This is a genomic window from Alcanivorax xiamenensis, assembly GCF_009846745.1.
In the GTDB taxonomy this organism is placed as follows: domain Bacteria; phylum Pseudomonadota; class Gammaproteobacteria; order Pseudomonadales; family Alcanivoracaceae; genus Alloalcanivorax; species Alloalcanivorax xiamenensis.
Window position 1 is genome coordinate 51,212 of sequence record NZ_AQPF01000008.1, and the last position, 20,286, is coordinate 71,497.

Sequence of the window (20,286 nt, forward strand, 5' to 3'; positions counted from 1 at the left end):
GAAAGCAGTTAACAGTTAATAGTGAAGAGTTAACATCAAAAACAAAAAGGCCGCGCCCAACACCTGGACGCGGCCTCTTGGCTTTCAGCGCCCACCACGCTTCATCGCGCGCTATTCACTGTTCACTATTAACTCTTCATTGCTTTTCACAGTTGATTGAGGGCGGCGGAAAGGATGCGGGCGGTGATGTCCACGGTGGGGATGACTTTCTCATAATCCATGCGGGTAGGGCCGACCACGGCGAGCACGCCCACCGGGCCGTTTTCCAGCCGATACGGCGCTGATACCAGCGAATACTCCTCGAACGGCTGATAGCCGGACTCCCGGCCGATGAAGATCTGCACGCCATCGGCTTTTATGCTGCGTTCCAGCAAATGCAGGATATCCCGCTTGTGGTTGAAGGCATTGAACAGGTCGCGCAACTTGTCGATGCTGTCGGCCTGGGCGGTATCCAGCAGATTGGACTCCCCGGACACCACGTAATCGGACTCTTCATCCCCGGACTGCCTCAAGGCCTGACCGGCCACGTCGAGGGTGGTCCGCATCAGAGCGTCCATCTGCGCCCGGTCCGCCGCCATGGTGCTCAACAGACCGTCACAGATGGCGTCCAGATCACAACCGCCGTAGGTGTGATTGATGTAGTTGGCGGCCTGGCGCAATTCCGCTTCGTCGTACTGGCGGGCGGTATGGATGATACGGTTCTGCACTTCGGAGCGGTTCACCACCAGAATCACCAGCACGCGCTGACCGGACAGTGGCAGGAACTCCACCTGCCGCAGCGTGCTGACCTGACGCCTCGGCGCCGCCACCAGACCGGCCATGCGAGTCAGTTCCGCCAGCGTCCTGGACGCTTGGGACACCAACTCCTGCGGCGATTGATCCGGTGCCAGCAACTGGCGCAATTCATCACGCAACTGCTGGTGATCCGGGCTGCGCATGGCGCTGGACGCCAGCAGCGTATCCACATACAGGCGATAGCCCCTCTCAGTGGGCACCCGGCCCGCCGAAGTGTGAGGGCTGATCAGCAACCCCAGATCCTCCAGTTCCGCCATGATATTGCGAATAGTCGCCGGGCTGACCGCCAGGCCGCCTCCCTGGGCCAGAGTTTTCGAGCCCACCGGCTGACCGTCACGGATGTGACGTTCCACCAGGGCCATGAGTAACCGTTGCTTGCGTTCGTTGAGTTCCACAGCTGCCTTTCGTCACCCATTACTGCCAATCGGGATGGGCGGAGCGCCCACCCACTGCCGATTGTTGCCAGCGAAACGGTCGCCGTCCAGTGTTACTCCTCTTCACCTCGCTCTTACGCTCGCGGCCGGAATCGCCTAACATCGACAAGGCACTGGCCAGAATAACAGTTGTCCAGGCTGTGTGGCGGGCTCCGCCACACGCCCCAATGCAAACGCCCAAACCAGGAAACACGGGGGTTCCGTACATGCTCACTCACTTGAGCGTTCGCCATTTCGCCACCGTCGATCAACTCGAACTGGAACCGGAATCCGGCCTCACCGTCATCAGCGGCGAGACCGGCGCCGGCAAATCCGTACTGATCGATGCCCTTTCCCTGACCCTGGGCGAACGGGCGGATTCCGCCGTGGTTCGGCCGGGCTGCGAACGGGCGGAAGTGCTGGCCAGTTTCACCGTGGCCAACCACGCCCAGGCCAAGGCCTGGCTGGAAGAGCGGGAGTTGGACAATGGCGATGACTGCCTGCTGCGCCGCACGGTCCGCGCCGACGGCCGCTCCCGGGCCTATATCAACGGCACGCCGGCCCCGCTCGCCGACGTCCGCCAGCTCGGCGAGTTGCTGATCAGCATTCACAGCCAGCATGAACACCAGGCCTTGCTGCATCGGGACACTCACCGCCAACTGCTCGACAACTTCGCCAACGCCGGCGACCTGGCGGCTTCGGTGGCAGCAGGCCCGCCAGGAGCACGACCAGGCCCTCACCGGCGCCCGCGAACAAAGCGAACGCCAGGAGTTATTGCGCTTTCAACTGGATGAACTGGACGCCCTGGCTCTGGGCGAGGGCGAGCTGATGGAACTGGATCAGGAACAACAACGCCTGGGCCATGCCGATGCGCTGATCCGGCTGTGCCAGCAGTCCGTGGCGGCCCTGTACGATGGCGAGGAAGGCACCTGTAACGATCAACTGGGCCAGATCCGCCATTGGCTGGAAGAAGCCCGCGACCACGACAACGCCTTGTCGGAAGCCCTGGACACGGTGGAATCCGCGCGCCTGCAGGTGGAAGCAGCCGCTGAAGCCCTGCGCCACTACCTGGATCGCCTGGACCTGGACCCGGAGCGGCTGGCACAGGTGGAAGAGCGCCTGGGGCAGGCCTACAGCCTGGCCCGCAAACACCGGGTGCGCCCGGAAGAACTGGCGGAGCACCACCAGCAACTGGCCCGGGAAGTGGACACCCTGGAGCACTTCGACGAGCATCTTGAGGCCCTGGCGAAGGCGGAGGAAGAGGCCCGGGAGCACTACATGGGTCAGGCCCGCAAACTCAGCAAGGCCCGCAAGACCGCCGCCACCACCCTCACTCGCCAGATCGCCACCCAGCTCAAGGCCCTGGGCATGAAAGCCGCCAGACTGGAAACCGTGGTGGAAGACGACAGCCCCGGCGCCGAGGGCCTGGACCTGGTGGAATTCCGCTTTTCCGCCAATCCCGGCCAGCCATTGCGGCCACTGGCCAAAGTCGCCTCCGGCGGCGAATTGTCCCGGGTCAGCCTGGCGATCCAGGTGATCTGTGCCCGCAACCTGACCGTACCCAGCCTGGTGTTCGATGAAGTGGATGTGGGCGTTGGCGGTGGCGTGGCCGAAATCGTCGGCCGCTTGCTGCGGGAACTGGGAGAACACGCCCAGGTGCTGTGCATCACCCACCAGGCGCAGGTGGCCAGCCAGGGGCACCAACATTGGCAAGTGCACAAGATTCAGAGCAAGAACACCACCCGCACCCGCATCCAGCCCCTGGCCCCGGACGCCCGGGTAGAGGAACTGGCGCGCATGCTGGGCGGCGTGGAGATCACCGACTCCACCCTGGCCCACGCCCGGGAAATGCTCGAGAAGGGCCAGGAAGTGGCCTGACAAAACCCCACCGCCCGTGCCCTGAAGCACGGGGATTGGGTCGGGGAGCAGGGCTTGCGGGCGTGGCGCCGCTAGGCGGCGTTGGGCTGGCTGGCGGTGGAACCGGGCCTGGGCTGATCGGTTATTTGCGCTTCGGTTTGACGTACAGCACCAGGGCATGATCGACGATGTCGTAGCCGTGCTTGTCGGCGATCATCTTCTGGCGCTTCTCGATTTCCTCATCGACGAACTCGATCACCTCACCGGTCTCGGTGCAGACCATATGGTCATGGTGGCCTTCATCAGCCAGTTCGAACACCGCGGAGCCGCCCTCGAAATTGTGGCGCAATACGATGCCCGCCTGCTCGAATTGAGTGAGCACCCGGTAGACGGTGGCCAGCCCCACGTCCTCGCCGGCCTCCATCAAGGCCTTGTAGATATCTTCCGCGCTGAGATGCCGGGATTCCGAGGATTCCAGCTGCTGAAGGATTTTCACCCTCGGCAAGGTCACCTTGAGTCCTGCCTTTCTAAGATCCTGATTATCCAATGTACTCGCTCCGTAGCCGCCTTATGGGAATCGCCTGACTTTCAGGGAACCTTGTTCCCCCCGTTCAAGTCTGTATTATCGCCCGAACATTATGCCAAGTCGAAAACCCATGCCAAGGATCATCGCCCTTTTTGCCATATTGACCACCCTGCTGGCCGGTTGCAGCTCCCTGCGCTTTCCCGGGGTGTACCGTATCGACATTCCCCAGGGGAATGTGGTCACCGAGGATATGCTGTCCGGCCTGCAACCAGGCATGACTCCCGAACAGGTTCGCTTCGTGCTCGGCCCGCCCACACTGACCGATCCGTTCACCCCCAACACCTGGTACTACTTGCTGCAGTATCAGCCCGGTAACGGTGAAATGGTGGAACAGCAGATCGTGGTGCACTTCGACCAGGGGCAGTACAGCCACTACGACGGTCAGGCCACCAGCGACCTGCGTGAGCGCACCTCCGGTCACCAGGATCAGGAATTGCTGCGGCGCGCCGAGGACCGGCGTCAGGAAGCCGCCAAGTAATCCAATCTCAGCCTTGGCTGGCACGCCGGGCTCTGGCCCGGCGCGCTGATTTCGGATCCGCTTTAAGCGGCCGGTAGAGTTCCACCCGCTCCCCCTCCGCCAGCGTCCGCCCCGCCGGATTTGGCTCTACCTTGCCGAACACCCCCATACTGAGCCCGGCCGGATCCAGCCCGTTAAAATGCTCGGCGATCCCCGAAGCGGTCACCGCTTCCATCATGGAAGCGCCTTCCGGCACTTCCACGGAAATCAGTTCCTGCTTCTCCGGCAGGGCGTAAACCACCTCGACACGAATCGTCCCGGCCATGCCTCAGCTTCCCCCCAGCACGCCGATCAAGGCATTGAGCAACACCGCCGCCACCGCCAGTGGCGCCACGATGCGCACCACCGCGCGCCATACCATGTACAGCCCGAAGCTCTTCATCGCCAGTTCCTTGCGTGCCTGGGTTTCCTTCATCACCCAACCGGCGAAAATAGCGATCAGCATGCCGCCCAGGGGCAACATCAGACTGGAAGCAAGGAAGTCCACATTCTGGAAGAAGGTGCCCACCAGGAAAGTCACGTCCTTCCAGTAATTGAAGGACAGCACCGTGCCGATACCAATCACCCAGGCCGTGAGGCCCACAGCGACCGCCGCCAGCGGCCGCCCCAGCCCTCGCTCCACCAGCCAGGCCACCATCGGTTCCCCCAGGGAAATCGAGGAACTCAACGCCGAGCACATCACCAGCACGAAGAACACCGTCCCGACGATGACGCCGGCGGGCATCTGTCCGAAAGCCAGCGGCAGGGTCACGAACAGCAGCCCCGGGCCCTGGGAGGGCTCCAGGCCGTTGGAAAACACCACCGGAAAAATCACCAGGCCGGCACCCAGCGCCACCAGCGTATCCAGCAACGCGATGATCCCCACGGTGGAGACGATGGACACCCGCCGGGCCTGGCCGCTACGGCGATCCTTGACCTCGCGAGGCATGTAGGCGCCGTACACCATGATCGCGCCCATCCCCAGGCTCAGAGTAAAGAACGCCTGCCCCAGGGCCGCCATCACCGCCTTGCCGGACAACTTCGAAAAGTCGAAGTGGAACATGAAGTTCACGCCCTGGGCGAACCCCGGCGTGGTGCTGGCGTAAACCACCAGCCCGATCAGCAGCACGAACAGCAGCGGCATCAGCACCTGAACCGCTTTTTCCAACCCCCGGCTGACACCGCGGGCCACCACCCACATGGTCAGAATCATAAAGGCGGTATGGCAGCCCAGCATCAACCAGGCGTTAGCCTGCATCCCCTCGAAGTGAGCCAGGGAGCCGGCGGCGGAAATACCCTGGAAGCCCCCCTGGGCCATGTCCCAGATGTAATAGAGCGTCCAGCCGGCGATCACCGAATAGAACGACAGGATCAGGAACCCGGCCAGAGCGCCCATGTAACCGATCCCGGCCCAGCGGCGGCTCACCTTGCTCTCCGCCGCCAGTTTTTTCATCGTATGCACCGGGCTCATGCCGCCTTTGCGACCGAGCATCACCTCCGCCACCATGATCGGCACACCGACCAGCGCAATACAAAGCAGGTAGACCAGCACGAAGGCGCCACCGCCATATTCCCCGGCAAAATACGGGAATTTCCAGATGTTACCGAGCCCGACGGCGGATCCGGTGGCGGCGAGAATAAACGCCCACCGGCTGGTCCACATGCCATGGACCGGCTTGTCACCTTGCTTCATGCAAACCTTACCCCTTGGTGAAATGCGATCATTGTGTTGATTTTGCGACAGGCGCTCAAGCCGCAAAACCGCCGGACGTCCATGCCGGCATGCCAATGACGCTCGCTAAAGCACCGGGCTGTCTCTATAATCGCGCCCCCATGGGCAAAACGAAAAAAGCGAAAACACCATCCAGCACCGTGGCGCAGAACCGCAAGGCGCGCTTCGACTACCACCTGGAAGAGCACTTCGAGGCCGGACTGGCGCTGGAAGGATGGGAAGTGAAATCCCTGCGTGAAGGGAAAGCCAACCTGTCGGAGGCCTACATCCTGCTCCGCGACGGGGAGGCCTACCTGTTCGGCGCCCGCATCGAGCCGCTCCCCACCGCCAGCACCCACATCACCCCGGACCCGCTGCGCAACCGCAAGTTGCTGTTGCACCGGCGCGAGCTGGCCCGCATTTTCAGTGGCGTGCAAAAGGACGGCTACACCTGCGTGCCGGTGAGCCTGTACTGGAAGCGGGGGCTGGCCAAGCTGGACATCGCCCTGGCCAAAGGGAAGCAGAAGTTCGACAAGCGCGCCACCGAGCGGGAACGCGACTGGAACCGCCAGAAACAACGCCTCCTGCGCCGCAACTAGCGCGGCGCCGAGGCGCGTTGACAGGCAGTGCGGGACGGTCAGGAGGCCGTGTGGCGATGGTTAGCCATCAGCGCCTTTACCTCGTCACGGACACACCAGTAGAACAGCAACCAGGAGCGCAGCACCGCCGGCAGGAAGTACACCGCGAACAGAATCACCGGCACCCGGGCATCTCCGGAAACCCGCTCCACCAGCAGTACACCCGCGCCATAGGCACAGAGCACCAGCAGTAACTGCAGGCCGCGGGCCAGCAACGGCCGCGCGGTTATTGGAGCCAGCAAATAGGTGGCACCCTCTTTGGCTGACCGAAAGATCGTCTTCATCGTTTTCTCCTCAATGAACGACGATGCCTTGATCAACGGCCACTTTCTCAGTCTGATTGGGGGCTCGCTGTAAGTCATCGTGTGGATCACATGGGTATCCCCCGCTGCCCTTCGCTTTTGGCGCCAGGCCCGTCGGCACACCCAGCCGCACCCCGTGCGACGAGCCCATAATGCGCCTGGAATCAAGCATTCCCCTGGCAACATGTATGATTGTCGGACAATTTATGTAAACTCCTGTTAACGCAACATCTTTACCACCATCTCCTCTCCCCCCACTTGTTTTCGACTTCTTCGCCCCCATCTCGTAAACTACGCCACCCCAGGGGCCGACAAGGTTTCGACGCCGGTATTGAACTCTGTGGTGCATGCCGAGAAGGTCACGAGTCTCGTAAAACATTTGTGGCATCTTTAAAGTAATCGCAAACGACGATACTTACGCACTGGCGGCCTAAGGCCCGCCTACGGTCAAGCGACCCAGCCTGTGGGGAAGCGCGACCGGCATCGCTACACAGGCTCGCAGCAAAGTCCGCCCCGGGCCGCGCTGTTAAAACTTAAAGGGGCTCGGCTCTTTCGTCCTGCCCGTCGGGCTGAAAGGGCTTAAATCAATAGACACGGCTAAGCATGTAGATCTGCAGGCGGATTGCTGACGGACGCGGGTTCGATTCCCGCCGGCTCCACCAATCAAGACTCACCAGTCAAAAAGGGGCGCTCCATTCGGGGCGCCCCTTTTTCGTTCCCGTCCGCTGATTCAGTGAGCCCCCCCGACAGACCCAACCACCGTAGGGTAGGAGCGGTCCGCGGGCCGCGATATGCTCTTGAGCCATCAGACGCCTACCGCCGGATCCGTGGCCTCCAGCGGACCAGCATCCTCGGAGACACTCGCGAAAGGGACAGGAATAACATCATGGTCAGAATCGGTTTGTCATTGATGCTGCTGACGAGCATGGCATTGAGCTCTGGCTGCGGCGTCTACAACGCCTATAAATCCCACAACACCCCAGAGCTGCTCCCCATTCCTCCCGAACTGGCCGGGGTCGATCCGGAAAAAGAAAAGACACGGATGGACGATCTGGCGCGGCAGTTGGAAACCGCGCTTGCCGACGGCAAGTCCGTGATCATCTCCCCCATTTTCACCAAGGACGCCTACCATCAGGGCTTCCGTGGCGAGGACGGCCTGGACGTGCTTTGGGAAAACCCCAATCAGGCTGGCGGCAGCTACTCCCTTACCTGGCTGCAAGCCCCCCAGATTCGGGTCGACGGCCGGGATTATCTGGTGTCGGTGCAAGAGCCGGGCCGCTACAGCCTCAAGGTGGTCAATTATCAGGCCCGGGACGCCAACCTCGACAACATGAAGTTGGCCGACAAACCGGTCGCTTCACGAGGCCTGGGAGTCACTTACCTGAGCAGCGGTACCTACAAAGACCACGAATGGACCCAGGAATGGCAAGATGAGATTTCCTGGAATGATCGTCCCCGCCTCAAGACCTATTGCACCCCGACGATGGGCGGCCATTGCATCCCCCATAACGTAATGGAATCCCGCAAGCGAGTGATGCGGGAAGCCGGCTATCACACCACCGTGAAGGAGGTGGCCAGGCAGGCCGTCGACGTGGCCACGGTACTGGATCGCGACTTCGCCACCTTTGACCTGAGCGCGGGCGAGATAGTAATGATCGACGGCGTCTTCGCCAAACCGCCCAACAACTGGTTCGTGAACGATGCCTGTGTCGAAAGCTCGGTCGCCGGCGTACTCCAATGCGAACTGCGGGGCTTCACCATGCAACGACTCCGGCCTTCCATGGACACCTTCCGCCAGGGCCTGTCCGAACCGGCGCTGAGCCCCAATCGGCGAACACGCCAACTTAACCTGACCTCCCGGAATTACAGCGTTCCCAGCGAGAAATTGGCGAAACTGTTGTCTTCGGCGGCATACCGACAGGTGCGCTTTTCCGCCAAGCCAGGCGACACCGATGCCGCCTGGGGGCAGACTTATTATGTAAACCTGGATTAAGAACCGCTCTTTTTTCAGCGCCCTACGTCTCTGTATTTCGCTGAGTCCGTGGCAGCTTAACCATCGTTCTCGGTGAATTGGCATCATTCAAGGAACTCAAGGAGGAGGACATAAAGTGATGGTCAGAATCGGCTCGTTGTCACTATTGATTTGTATGGCACTGATATCCGGGTGCAGTACTCCGCCAAACGTCCACGATAGATTCGGTACCGGACTGTTCACCGTCGACCCCGAGAAAGAACGATCGGAGATGGACGCCCTGGCACGGCAGCTTGAAACCGCGATTGCCGCGGGCAAATCCGTCGTCATCTCCCCCGCCCTCAGTGACGATGCCTATTATCAAGGCTATCGGGGTGGGGACGGTTTGGATGTGCTTTGGGAGGATCCCGGCCAGGACGGAAAAACCTTTTCCTTCACCTGGCATGAAGCCTCGGTCGCTCAGAATATGGGGCCTCCGATTTTCATCCGGGTGGCGGGTCAGGATTATCTGGTATCAGCACAAGAGCCGGGCCAATACCGCCTTAAGGCTTCCAGGTTCAAGGCCAAGGACGCCAATCTGAATGGGCTGAAGATCACTGGCAAACCCGTCGAGCCACGAGGCCTGGGCGCTGTTTATCTCAGCGCCGGAACCTATGTGAGTCGCGAGTGGGTGCAAGAGTGGCAAGATGAGATTGCCTTGGAAGGGCGATCTCGCTTCAAAATCCGTTGCGCCCCCACCGTTGGCGGGCACTGTCTTCCGCACCATGTAATAGAGACGCAAAAGACGGTGCTCCGCCCCGCTGGATACCAGCCCACGGCGAACTACGTCGACAAGTCCGCCGTCAATGCCATCGTCGTGCTGGACCACGACTTCGCCTCCTTTGAATTGGGTCCGGGCGAAGTGGTGTTGATTGACGGGCTGTTCGCACGACCACCGAATATTTCATTCGACGACAGCGACTGTGTCGCGAGCCCCACCAATAAAGGCGTTGAATGCGAACTGCGAAGCGTCACCATGCAAAGACTTACCTCATCGATCGAAAATTTCCAGGCGGGGCTTGCCGAAGAAGTACTGACCCCTGAACGGCGGCAACGGCCATTCTTGGTGGCCTCCCGCAACTACAGAGTTCCAAGTCCTGATCTTGCGGCACTGCTGTCTTTCGCCACTTATAGAACGATACACGTCACCGCCACTCCAGGAGACCGGGTAGAGGATTGGGGGCAAACGTATTTTCTGAGTGCGGATTAAAGTATCTGATTGTCTTCCTCAGTTTCTCCGCGCCTCTGCGCTTTGCCCAGGCCGGCCCCCACACTGGCCCAGGCCAGGGCGATCCCCGCGCCAATCACCATCGGCAGCGCGGGGACGGAGGCAAGCAGATCCAGCCCGCTTTTCACCCAACCGCTGAGCGCGTCACCACCTCGATAAACCACGGTGTCGATGGCGTTCTTGGCTTTGTATTTCTGTTCGGCGGGGACCACCGTGTAAAGCATTTCGCGGCCAGGGCGGACCAGCGCGTACTCACCCGCGCGCCGGGCGATCATAACGACAACGAAGACCGCGAACGTGGGCGCCAGAGCAAGCCAGAGAAACCCCGCGGTGATCACCAAGGGCACCGCAGTGAGCAGAACCCCCACACCAAGACGCTGGGCGATACGGCCGGTCAAAAACACCTGCGTCAGAATCGCCAGCGCCTGCACCACGGTATCAATTAATCCAAACACCTGGGTTTGCCGGGTGCGATCGGGGAACGTCTCGGCCACCAGCCTGGCCTGCTCGAAATAGAGAAAGGTGCTGACGCTGGCCAACAACAACACAAAAATCGCGATGCTCATCAGATAGGGAGAGCCGAGCACCTCGCTGATACCGGCCAGGGGATTGCCCCCCAAAGCGCGTTCACGATGCCCGTCACCGGCCCGCTCTCCGCCCGACTCGCGATGGCGGTCCCGCCAGCGATGCAACCACGCCGCCGCGATCGCGCTGGCGGCAAGCAGCCCGGCCGCCAGGACCAGTAATCCGGCATGGCCGATGGGTGCCACTAATAGGGCGCCCAACGCCGGCCCGGCGAGGCCACCCAGACTGGCACCACCGGCAATCAAGGCGAACAGCCGCCTGGCCTCGACGCTGACGAACACATCCGCCAACACACTCCAGGCCAGGGAAATCGCCAGCAGATTGAACACCGACAACCAGACATAGAACACCCGCCCGGCCCAGACATCTCCGGGCAACCCGATCATGACGGCGGCGAAACCGAGCAGATTGATAACGAAGAAGCCGTAAACCCAGGGCAGAATATGGCGCCGGGACACCCTTGAGGCGATCCAGCCGAACGCCGGCAGCGCCACCAGGGTGGCCACGAAGGTGGCGGTGAACAGCCATTGCAGATTATCGACGCCACCGGCCACGCCCATGGTTTCACGCACCGGACGCAACATGAAATAACCGGTGAACAGGCAGAAAAACATCAGCAGCCCGGCCACCACAGCCGGCGCCTCGACGGCCCGGACATTGAACAACCGGACCGCCAGCCGTGACACCGGGTGAGTGGACGCCATGGTCAGGAGAATATGGCGCGCAGATCGCGACGCTGTTGTTCGGTCAACATCGGCCCGTAGCCGGCTTTCAGATTATCACTCTGCCGGTGGGGCTTTCCGGTGGCGGGAATGACCGCCGTGACCGCCGGGTGACTGATGGAGAACTTCAGGAACGCCTGGGCCCAGGAATCGATACCGGCTTCCGGTGCCCACTCCGGCAATGGCCGATCCGCCACCTGACGGAACAGGCGGCCATCATCAAAGGCCCGGTTGATCAACACCGCCACGCCCAGATCCCGGGCCAGCGGAAACAACCGTTCTTCCGCCTTGGCGGAAATCACCGAATAATTGATCTGTAGGAAATCCGGTTTACTGGCCTCCACCACCTCGGCCAGTTGATCCTGACCGCCATCCAGCCAGTGCGTCACGCCGCTGTAACGGACCTTGCCTTCTTTCTTGAGGTCGTTGATCAGCGCCATCTGGGTTTGCCAGTCCTGCATGTTGTGCACCTGCAGCAGTTCCACCTTGTCGGTTTTCAGGCGGCGCAGAGAGTTTTCAAACTGGGCCTTTCCTGCCTCCCTGCCAGTACTGGAAATTTTCGTGGCCAGAAACGTCTTTTGCCGCAGCTCCAGTTCACTCAACAAGTCACCGATCACCGTTTCCGCCGAACCATAGCTGGGCGCGGTATCGATCAGGCGGCCACCACCGGCGAAAAAACGCCGAAGTACTTCGCGCAGGGGATCCCGTTCCTGATCGGAGGTGCCCACCTCGAAACTGCCGGACGAGCCCATTCCGATAACCGGAATCGCTTCGCCACTGGACGGAATGGTCCGCGCCGCCATGGCGGCGTCCTTTTCACCGGCCGCCCAAAGCGGCGATAACATCAGTCCGGCGGCGGAAGCCGCGCCGGCTTGCAACAGCGTGCGTCGGGACAGCATGAGAACACCTCCTTATCCTGGTATCGGCCTGCTCGTATCGGCAAGCCGGGTCAGCAAATGTCGTCCACCACACCGCCATCCACGCGCAGCGCCGCACCGCTGGTGGCGGAAGCCTGGGTGGAGCAGACATAGACCACCATGTTCGCCACTTCCTCTACGGTGGCGGGACGCTGGATCACCGAGCTCGGACGCTCCGCCATGACAAATTCCTGGCCCAGCGTTTCAACGGATTTGCCAGTGCGCTCCACTTCGCCCTGCATCATGGCGCGGAAGCCGTCCGAAAGCGTGGGCCCGGGCAAAACTGAATTAACGGTAACGCCGCTGCCGGCCACATGTTTGGCAAGGCCGCGCGACAAAGCCAGCTGCGCGGTTTTGGAGACGCCATAATGGATCATGTCGGCGGGAATATTGCGGGCCGACTCCGAGGAGATGAACACCACCCGGCCCCAGCCTTTTTCCACCATGCCCGGCAGATAAGCCCGGGAAAGCCGCACGCCGGACATGACGTTGGTTTCCCAATAATCGTCCCAGGTGTCATCGTCGGTTTCGTAGAAATCCTTCGGGCCATAAATGCCCACATTATTGACCAGAATATCCACCGCCGGGATTTTCGCCAGCAACGCCTTACACCCGGAAAGGTCGGCGAGATCCGCCACGACTCCGCGCGAATTCACGCCCGGCACATCGGCGGCCAGTCCGTCCCTGGCAGCAGCCACCGAGTCATCACTACGGCCATTGAGAATCACCTCCGCGCCGGAAGCCGCCAACCCCACGGCAATGGCATAACCAATACCGCCCGTGGAAGCGGTGACCAGCGCGGTCTTCCCGGATAAATCAATATTCATACTCAACCTTCCGATTTCGGGTTCAAACCTGCAAACCGTCATGAACAGATAATGTGCGCATTCAAAAGACGTTGCACAATCACCGTAATAGGATAAGGATTATTTCCAAATCGTTGAGAATAATCATGCTCAAGGACATCAACGACCTGCGCATTTTCGAACGCATCGTGGCACGAGGCAGCCTCTCCGCCGCCGCACGCGAACTGGGCCTGTCCCTGGCGGTGGTGAGCAAGCGTCTGGGCGAACTGGAAAGGCAATTGGATACCCGCCTGCTACACCGGACCACCCGCCGTCTGTCACTCACCGAGGAAGGCGACATCCTTCATCAGCATTGCCTGCGCCTTTTATCCCAGGTGGACGAGGCCGAGGCGGCTCTGCTGCGTCACCACGACCGGGTCACTGGCACCCTGCACCTGACCGCCCCCACCGGTTTCGGACGCCGTCATCTGGTGCCGGCACTATCACGTTTCGCCCGCCAATACCCGGAGCTGCGTGTTCAACTGGCCCTGACCGACACGGTGGAGGACCTGGCCAAAGGCGGATTCGATCTCGCCATCCGCTACGGCGAACCCCTGGATTCCCGTATGGTGGCGCGCCGGCTGGCCCCCAACCGCCGGGTGCTGTGCGCCAGCCCGGATTACCTGCAACGCAAGGGCGCCCCGCGCAAACTGGCGGACCTGGCCGACCACGATTGCATTCTGATTGGACAGCAACCGCAAGCAGACTGGCATTTCGGACGCGGGCAACGTGAAAGCACCGTGCGCATCACCGGCGCCTTTTGCTGCAACGACGGCGAGGCCGCCCATGCCCTGGCCCTGCAAGGCGCCGGCATCGTACTGAAGTCCATCTGGGATGTGGGCGAGGATCTACAATGCGGCCGTCTGGTCCAGCTACTGCCCCGCCACGCTCCCGCCGCCGCGCCCTTGAACGCTCTCTACCTGCATGGCCGTCATCTGGCTCCACGGGTTACCCTGTTTCTGGATTTCCTAAAACAGTATTTGCAGGCCCGTCTTCCCGAACGCCCGCGCTGAATTGGCGCTCACCCCGAACGAAAATCGGCATCGCCAATTGCCGGTTAAACCGTTGACCCCATGCAAGCCAGGTCACCATGATCGAAATTCGGATTTCGGACCAACGGGTAATCAAGGGCACAACGATGGAATCCTTACCGATCATTTCCATGGCGGGGTTGTTGAGCGAGCAACCGGCGGAGCGTCAGGCCACGGCCAGCGAATTGGGGCGCGCCTGCCGGGATATCGGCTTTTTCTACCTGGTGGATCATGGGATTCCGGACTCCGTGTTCGAGGCGTTGTTCGAGGACGCCTCGGCTTTCTTCTCATTGCCCTCCGACCGCAAGGAAGCGCTCTCCATCAAACGCTCCCCGCATAATCGCGGTTACGTGGCGATCCAGGACGAAAAACTCAACCCGGTTTCCGGCGCCGACAGCAAGGAGGCGTTCAACATCGGCCACGACCTGCCGGCGGACCACCCCGACGTGCTCAATAACAAGCCCTTCCGCGGAGTGAATTACTGGCCGGATCTACCCGGCTGGCGTGAGCGGACCCTGGACTATTACCACCGCTGCCTGAACGTGGCCCGCACCCTGCACCGGGGCTTCGCCCTGGATATGGGCGCCGCGGAGGATTTCTTCGAGTCCCGCCTGATCGAGCCCATCGCCACCCTGCGCATGCTGCGCTACCCGGCCGCCCAGGGCGATCCGTACCGGGAGGACGGCGCCGCCGGCACCCATACCGATTACGGCAATGTCACGCTATTGAAAACCGATGATGTTCCCGGCCTGGAAGTCCGCACCAAGAATGGCCAGTGGATCGACGCCCCCAGTTTTCCCGGCGCCTTTGTCTGCAACATCGGCGACTGCCTGATGCGCTGGAGCAACGACCTTTACCAGTCCACGCCTCATCGGGTACGCACTCCGGAAGCGGAACGCTACTCCGTGGCGTTTTTCATGGAAGCGGACCCGGACGCCATGGTCGACCCTCGCGATCTGTTCCCCGGCCAGGAGCCCCACTACCCGCCGGTCAGCTGCAGCGACTATCTGGCGCAACGCCTCAACGCCACCTACGACTTCCGCGCCCAACCGCGCCTGGCTGATCGTTAACTAAGCCACAACGAATTGTTGATACACACAAAGGCGAGTGTCCGGGCGCCGAAAGCGTGATTTGCTGCGATGGGTCAGGGCCAGGTTTACCTCCAACCACGGCGTTCCGCTGGACGGCCGCAAGGCAGGGAACGTACTTGAGCAACGGGTTATGAGTTCCCTGATGGCTCAATCTCTTCACCGAACATGATTCGATGCCCCTCGGGCGTCGCCACGCCGAACTCACGTAGTCCCCAGGGCTTGTCGGATATTACCTGGAAAATTTCGGCACCACGTTGCTGGTAGTCTCGGTAAATCTCGTCTATGTCCTCACAGTTTACATAGGCAAAGTACGAGTGCTCATGCGTATCACTGGCTGGAAGCTCGTCCGGGCAGTGCCCCAACATCACGTGAAAACCACCAAGACTCAAAAACGACCAACCGTCCACACGGAAGCGGGCGGAAAACCCCAGTTTGTCGAGAAAGTAGCTTTCAGTCTTCTCAAGATCCTTGACCGCCAAAACATGCTGGGTGGCTTTTACTGCAAACACGGATGCCCCCGTTCAGAAGAGTGGATACTCAATAACCACTATTGGAATGCCGGACCGAGCATCCAATCAACCCACCGGCTTCGGAAGACAAAACAAAACCATAAAAGTCAACAAGTCACAAACCTCGATCTGAAATCTACCCCCGCTTCTCTTGCCACAACAAAACACATCGCAACCACCACGCCGTGCCAAACCCTGAACAGCAATGCACAATATTGGTGCAATAACATGAGGCCGCCCCAAAATAGCCCATGTAATTCCTAAAAACACCTATAAATCAGCACTTTATTCTTGTATACAAAAATGGCATCCTAGCCAGAATTTCCTTTAGGGGAACCTGGAGTCGCGCCCGGGAAATAGCCCGGCCGGCGAAGACCAAATCGTCTGGGGATGATCGTGGAGCTTCTGAGTGGTCACAGTGTCGGATGGCTGGCCGGGCTGGTAGTGGCGCTGCTGGCCACCGGCATCATCGCCGGCCTGCTGGCCGGTCTGTTGGGGGTGGGCGGCGGCATCGTGGTGGTGCCGGTGCTGTATCACCTGTTCACCCTGCTCGGTGTGGACGAGTCAGTGAAAATGCACGTGGCGGTGGGGACCTCCCTGGCTACTATTATTCCCGCCTCGATCATGTCGTCCCGGGCCCACGCCAGGAAGGGCAATCTGGACGTCTCCCTGCTGCGAACCTGGGGGCCCGCCTTGCTGGTGGGCGTACTGATCGGCATCGCCATCAGTGGCTATCTGCGCGGTACCACCCTGACCGCGATCTTCGCCGTGGTCGCTCTGCTGGTGGCCGCCAACATGGCGTTCCGCAGCAAGGGCCTGGCACTGACCGACGATCTGCCGCCGACCCCGTTCAAACAGATCATCGGCACTCTGGTGGGCGGTTTCTCCACGCTCATGGGAATCGGCGGCGGCACGCTGAGCGTCCCCTTGCTAACCGCTTTCGGCTACCCGATCCACCGCGCGGTGGGCACCGCCGCCGCCATCGGCATGGTGATCAGCCTGCCCGGTGCCATTGGCTTTCTGATCAATGGTCTGGGCGTGCCCAATCGCCCGCCGATGAGCCTCGGCTACATCAATCTGGCCGGTCTGGCGCTGATCGTGCCGATGACCATGATGATGGCACCCATCGGCGCGCGCATCGCCCACGCGGTGAACGCCAACCGGTTACGGCAGGTTTTTGCCTTTTTCCTTTTCCTGACTTCACTACGCATGCTGTACGGTTTGCTGTAACCGCCACGGCCCGGAGAACACGACATGTTGACGACCAAACGCGCTCTCGGTGGCGTCATGGTAGCCCCCCATCATCTGGCCGCCCAAGCCGGCCGGGATGTGCTTCGCGAAGGCGGTAACGCCGCCGAGGCCATGGTGGCGGCGGCGGCGGCCATCGCCGTGGTGTACCCGCACATGAACGCCATCGGCGGCGACGGTTTCTGGATCCTGGGTGCCCCCGGCGAGGCGCCGGTGGCGATCGAGGCCTGCGGCACCGCCGCTGCCGCCGCGGATGTCGACTACTACCGGCAACGCGGCCACGACAGCATCCCCACCCGTGGCCCGCTGGCGGCGCTCACCGTGGCCGGTACCGTTGGCGGCTGGGGTCAGGCCATGAACGTGGCACGTCAATGGGGAGGCGAACTGCCACTCGCTCGCCTGCTGGAAGACGGCCAGCGGCATGCCCGGGACGGCGTGGCGGTGACCCGCGGCCAGGAACAACTGACCCGGCGGAAGCTGTCGGAGTTGGCTTCCGTGCCCGGCTTCGCCGACACCTTCCTGGACCAGGGCCAGGTGCCGGTGGAAGGTGCCATTCTGCGGCAGCCAGGACTGGCCGCCACCCTGGAACGTATCGGGCAGGCCGGCACCGAGGATTTCTACCGGGGCGAGCTGGCCACCGCCATGGCCGAGGACCTGGCCCGGGCCGGCAGCCCGCTCACCCGCGAGGATCTGGCCGGCTATCAGGCGCGGACGTTACCACCGCTGTCGGTGCGCCTGCGGGGCAGCACGCTGTATAACCAACCCCCTCCCACTCAAGGCATGGCCTCGTTGATGATTCTTGGCCTGTTCGACCGGCTCGGGGTAACGGACGGCGAGGGCTTCGATCACCTCCACGGGCTGGTGGAAGCCACTAAACAGGCGTTCCTGGTACGCGACCAGTATTGCACCGACCCGGCCTATATGAGCGAGGATCCGGCCCGTTTTCTCAGCGAATCGGATCTGGCCGAGCGGGTGCGCCGCATCGACCGCCAGAGCGCGCTGCCCTGGCCTTACCCGGCGCAACCCGGCGACACCATCTGGATGGGCTGCATCGACCGCGAAGGCCGCTGCGCCAGTTTCATCCAGAGCACTTACTGGGAATTTGGTGCCGGCATCGTGCTGCCCGCCACCGGGGTACTGTGGCAAAATCGGGGCGTCAGTTTCTCCCTGGATGACGCCGCCTTGCACACCCTGAAACCGGGGCGCAAACCGTTCCATACCCTGAACCCGGCCATGGCTCGCTTCGATGACGGCCGCACCATGGTGTACGGCACCATGGGCGGCGAGGGCCAACCCCAGACCCAGGCCGCGGTCTTCAGCCGCTACGCCCTGTTCAATCAGCCCTTGCAACAGGCCGTGACCGCACCGCGCTGGCTACTCGGCCGAACCTGGGGGGAACAAAGCACCAGCCTGAAACTGGAAGCGCGTTTTGACCCCGCCCTGGCGCAACAACTACGCGATGCCGGCCATCAGGTGGAAGTGCTGGACGAAGACTTCAGCGACACCATGGGCCACGCCGGCGCCGTGGTACGCCATCCCAATGGCCTACTGGAAGGCGCCGCCGACCCGCGCAGCGACGGTACCGTCGCGACGCTCTGAGCCCCGCACCCACACCCTCGGGGCCGCCACTGCCAGGCGCCCCAGGCCTTCCGCCACCAATATCCCATCCCAAACTCAATTGTCAGGGGGCCATCACAACAAGGGCCTCCAACAGCCAAGGTACCGGACAGTTTTGACCATACTGAAACAGGCGCTGGACGCACACCGCTTCGTCTGCGTAATGGAGGTTCTTCCCCGGCAGTCCGCAGCGCACGTGGCGGCGCTTGGGAAAATCCTGCAGCGCGGTCATTTCGCGGGTGGACTGCTAGTGCCGTCCTTCGCCGACCGTGTCGGCCCGCATTCGGATCCAGGCCCCTTGCAAGGAGCGGAAGCGCTGGGTTGCCCGACCTCGTCCTTGCTGCACTTTTCCGGCAAGGATCGCGAGCGCTCGGACTTGCTGAACCAACTGGGCTTGATGAAGGCGCGGGGCTTGAAACAACTGCTGCTGCTCACCGGCGACCGCCTGCCTGGCCACTGTCCCGGCCAAGCCCCGGTACGTTATCTGGAGTCGGTGCCTGCACTGCAAATTGTCCGGGAATCCTGTCCGGACTGGCTGCTGGGCGCCGCGCTGAATCCGTTCAAATACCTGGAAGAAGAAGCCGAAGCACAGTATTTGAAGGCGCGGAAAAAGCAGCGTGCCGGCGCTGACTTTTTCACCCTTCAGCTCGGCTACGATGCCGCCAGGCACCTTGAAGCCCAGCAGTGGATGCACGCGCAGCCACACAGCACGCCGATGTTGGCCTGTGTGATGCGGCTAACCGCACAGCGCGCCGCGGCGTTGCAGTCGGTACCCGGCATCGTTGTCACCGACTCCATGCGCCAGATGCTGGATAGCGAAACACGCCTGTCGCAGGACGACGCCGATACACGAAGCCTTAAACGTCTGGCGCTGCAAATACTGGGCCTGCAATGGATGGGATATGCCGGCATCCATTTGTCCGGCGTGCATACGTTGGAGGAACTCCTCTTGTTGGAACAACATCTGACCGCTCTACGTGAGCGCGTGAGCTCACTGGATGCGTGGCACTCAGAGTGGCGCGCAAGCTGGCAACTGCCCGGCGGGCCCGAGGTTTGCTTTACTCCCGATATCGACGTCCGTGCTTTGGGACGGCCCGGCGCCCGAGCCACCGATTCGGAGCACCGACGCTACCGCAGGCTTGCCACGGTCCACCGGTTGTTTTTCCAACGCGGCAGTTTACTCAGCCGGGCGTTCGGCTGGCTGGTGACGCGACGGATCTGGAAGACAACGATTGGCGGTGCGGCACTGCATGCGGCGGAACGGGCCATCAAACGACCGCTGGTGGGCTGCGACACCTGTGGCAGCTGTCGCTTGCAAGACACGGTGTACGTTTGCCCGGAAACCTGCCCGAAAGGTCTCGCCAACGGCCCCTGTGGCGGCACTTATTTGAACCGTTGTGAGTTTGGCGACCGGGAGTGCATACACAGCGTCAAATACCGCCTTGCCAAATCCGCCGATCGGTTACCGATGCTGGCGCAAACGCTGATCCCCTGCATCAGTGCGGACGACCGGCACCGCAGCTCCTGGCCACAGTGGTTTGAGGCGGACGCCTCAAAACCGGAAGACTGAAGCGGACACCGTTGGCCGCTTGGCGGCGCACACTGACGCCGCTGGCCGGACCTTGAACTCATAGACGCCGGCACGGAACAGCAGCGCCTGCTCACCCAGCAGACATGAGGCCCC

The 20,286-nt window shown here is 61.7% G+C and carries 20 protein-coding genes and 1 other RNA gene; 12 read left to right on the forward strand and 9 right to left on the reverse strand.

Annotation, left to right across the window (positions count from 1 at the left end; genetic code table 11):
* Positions 1 to 146 precede the first annotated feature (146 nt).
* The gene (hrcA, locus tag A6D6_RS07515; RefSeq protein ID WP_159660365.1) at positions 147 to 1,190 is read right to left on the reverse strand and encodes a heat-inducible transcriptional repressor HrcA; all 1,044 of its coding nucleotides are present in this window, start codon (positions 1,188 to 1,190) and stop codon (positions 147 to 149) included.
* 245 nt (positions 1,191 to 1,435) lie between these two features.
* Here hrcA and A6D6_RS22135 point away from each other — a divergent pair, with 245 nt between their 5' ends.
* Both A6D6_RS22135 and A6D6_RS07520 read left to right on the forward strand, forming a co-directional pair.
* Positions 1,436 to 2,002 (forward strand): AAA family ATPase, encoded by a 567-nt coding sequence (locus A6D6_RS22135; RefSeq protein WP_236564025.1) that lies wholly within the window; start codon positions 1,436 to 1,438, stop codon positions 2,000 to 2,002.
* A complete protein-coding gene (locus A6D6_RS07520) occupies positions 1,983 to 3,086 on the forward strand; it encodes a DNA repair protein RecN (protein ID WP_236564026.1) in 1,104 nt (367 codons plus the stop codon). The genes A6D6_RS22135 and A6D6_RS07520 overlap by 20 nt, the downstream gene beginning before the upstream one ends.
* A gap of 121 nt (positions 3,087 to 3,207) precedes the next feature.
* Here the strand turns inward: A6D6_RS07520 and fur are convergent, their stop codons facing one another.
* A complete protein-coding gene (gene fur, locus A6D6_RS07525) occupies positions 3,208 to 3,612 on the reverse strand; it encodes a ferric iron uptake transcriptional regulator (protein ID WP_133490178.1) in 405 nt (134 codons plus the stop codon).
* 109 nt (positions 3,613 to 3,721) lie between these two features.
* Here fur and A6D6_RS07530 point away from each other — a divergent pair, with 109 nt between their 5' ends.
* Entirely contained in the window at positions 3,722 to 4,129 is a 408-nt protein-coding gene (locus A6D6_RS07530; RefSeq protein ID WP_133490177.1) for an outer membrane protein assembly factor BamE, read from the forward strand.
* Between the two features lie 7 nt (positions 4,130 to 4,136).
* Here A6D6_RS07530 and A6D6_RS07535 read toward each other — a convergent pair whose 3' ends face one another.
* Together A6D6_RS07535 and A6D6_RS07540 are read right to left on the reverse strand one after the other, a co-directional pair.
* Entirely contained in the window at positions 4,137 to 4,433 is a 297-nt protein-coding gene (locus A6D6_RS07535; RefSeq protein WP_133490176.1) for an RnfH family protein, read from the reverse strand.
* Between the two features lie 3 nt (positions 4,434 to 4,436).
* A complete protein-coding gene (locus tag A6D6_RS07540) occupies positions 4,437 to 5,840 on the reverse strand; it encodes a sodium-dependent transporter (RefSeq protein ID WP_133490175.1) in 1,404 nt (467 codons plus the stop codon).
* A 140-nt stretch (positions 5,841 to 5,980) separates the two neighbouring features.
* Here A6D6_RS07540 and smpB point away from each other — a divergent pair, with 140 nt between their 5' ends.
* Complete coding sequence (smpB, locus tag A6D6_RS07545) at positions 5,981 to 6,457, forward strand: SsrA-binding protein SmpB (RefSeq protein WP_159660422.1); 477 nt, start codon at positions 5,981 to 5,983, stop codon at positions 6,455 to 6,457.
* A 38-nt stretch (positions 6,458 to 6,495) separates the two neighbouring features.
* Here smpB and A6D6_RS07550 read toward each other — a convergent pair whose 3' ends face one another.
* Positions 6,496 to 6,780: a hypothetical protein gene (locus A6D6_RS07550; RefSeq protein WP_133490174.1), complete on the reverse strand. Its 285-nt coding sequence runs from the start codon at positions 6,778 to 6,780 to the stop codon at positions 6,496 to 6,498.
* A 322-nt stretch (positions 6,781 to 7,102) separates the two neighbouring features.
* Here A6D6_RS07550 and ssrA point away from each other — a divergent pair.
* The 3 genes from ssrA (at position 7,103) to A6D6_RS07565 (ending at position 10,019) form a co-directional block, all read left to right on the forward strand.
* Positions 7,103 to 7,460: a transfer-messenger RNA gene (ssrA, locus tag A6D6_RS07555) on the forward strand.
* Between the two features lie 224 nt (positions 7,461 to 7,684).
* Complete coding sequence (locus A6D6_RS07560; protein ID WP_159660366.1) at positions 7,685 to 8,791, forward strand: hypothetical protein; 1,107 nt, start codon at positions 7,685 to 7,687, stop codon at positions 8,789 to 8,791.
* 115 nt (positions 8,792 to 8,906) lie between these two features.
* On the forward strand, positions 8,907 to 10,019 hold the full coding sequence (locus A6D6_RS07565) for a hypothetical protein (protein ID WP_159660367.1): 1,113 nt from the start codon (positions 8,907 to 8,909) through the stop codon (positions 10,017 to 10,019).
* On the opposite strand, the gene A6D6_RS07570 is transcribed toward A6D6_RS07565, so the two are convergent.
* The 3 genes from A6D6_RS07570 to A6D6_RS07580 are packed head-to-tail and all read right to left on the reverse strand — an operon-like array spanning position 10,016 to position 13,088.
* Complete coding sequence (locus A6D6_RS07570) at positions 10,016 to 11,326, reverse strand: NTP/NDP exchange transporter (protein ID WP_159660368.1); 1,311 nt, start codon at positions 11,324 to 11,326, stop codon at positions 10,016 to 10,018. The two genes, A6D6_RS07565 and A6D6_RS07570, sit on opposite strands and share 4 nt — an antisense overlap.
* A 2-nt stretch (positions 11,327 to 11,328) precedes the next feature.
* Entirely contained in the window at positions 11,329 to 12,243 is a 915-nt protein-coding gene (locus A6D6_RS07575) for an aldo/keto reductase (protein WP_159660369.1), read from the reverse strand.
* A 50-nt stretch (positions 12,244 to 12,293) separates the two neighbouring features.
* Positions 12,294 to 13,088, reverse strand: a complete 795-nt coding sequence (locus A6D6_RS07580) for an SDR family NAD(P)-dependent oxidoreductase (RefSeq protein ID WP_133490170.1) — start codon at positions 13,086 to 13,088, stop codon at positions 12,294 to 12,296.
* A gap of 125 nt (positions 13,089 to 13,213) precedes the next feature.
* On the opposite strand from A6D6_RS07580, the gene A6D6_RS07585 reads away from it, so the two are divergent.
* Complete coding sequence (locus tag A6D6_RS07585; RefSeq protein ID WP_159660370.1) at positions 13,214 to 14,119, forward strand: LysR family transcriptional regulator; 906 nt, start codon at positions 13,214 to 13,216, stop codon at positions 14,117 to 14,119.
* A 125-nt stretch (positions 14,120 to 14,244) separates the two neighbouring features.
* Entirely contained in the window at positions 14,245 to 15,207 is a 963-nt protein-coding gene (locus A6D6_RS07590; protein ID WP_159660371.1) for an isopenicillin N synthase family dioxygenase, read from the forward strand.
* Between the two features lie 149 nt (positions 15,208 to 15,356).
* On the opposite strand, the gene A6D6_RS07595 is transcribed toward A6D6_RS07590, so the two are convergent.
* The gene (locus A6D6_RS07595) at positions 15,357 to 15,737 is read right to left on the reverse strand and encodes a VOC family protein (protein WP_133490167.1); all 381 of its coding nucleotides are present in this window, start codon (positions 15,735 to 15,737) and stop codon (positions 15,357 to 15,359) included.
* A 390-nt stretch (positions 15,738 to 16,127) separates the two neighbouring features.
* Between A6D6_RS07595 and A6D6_RS07600 the strand changes: the two genes are divergently transcribed.
* From A6D6_RS07600 to A6D6_RS07610, 3 genes are read left to right on the forward strand one after another with little or no spacing between them, the layout of a single operon-like run.
* A complete protein-coding gene (locus A6D6_RS07600; protein ID WP_236564027.1) occupies positions 16,128 to 16,967 on the forward strand; it encodes a sulfite exporter TauE/SafE family protein in 840 nt (279 codons plus the stop codon).
* 24 nt (positions 16,968 to 16,991) lie between these two features.
* The gene (locus A6D6_RS07605) at positions 16,992 to 18,584 is read left to right on the forward strand and encodes a gamma-glutamyltransferase family protein (protein WP_159660373.1); all 1,593 of its coding nucleotides are present in this window, start codon (positions 16,992 to 16,994) and stop codon (positions 18,582 to 18,584) included.
* The gene (locus A6D6_RS07610) at positions 18,526 to 20,172 is read left to right on the forward strand and encodes a methylenetetrahydrofolate reductase C-terminal domain-containing protein (protein WP_201303722.1); all 1,647 of its coding nucleotides are present in this window, start codon (positions 18,526 to 18,528) and stop codon (positions 20,170 to 20,172) included. Before A6D6_RS07605 ends, A6D6_RS07610 begins: the two co-directional genes overlap by 59 nt.
* Positions 20,173 to 20,286 lie beyond the last annotated feature (114 nt).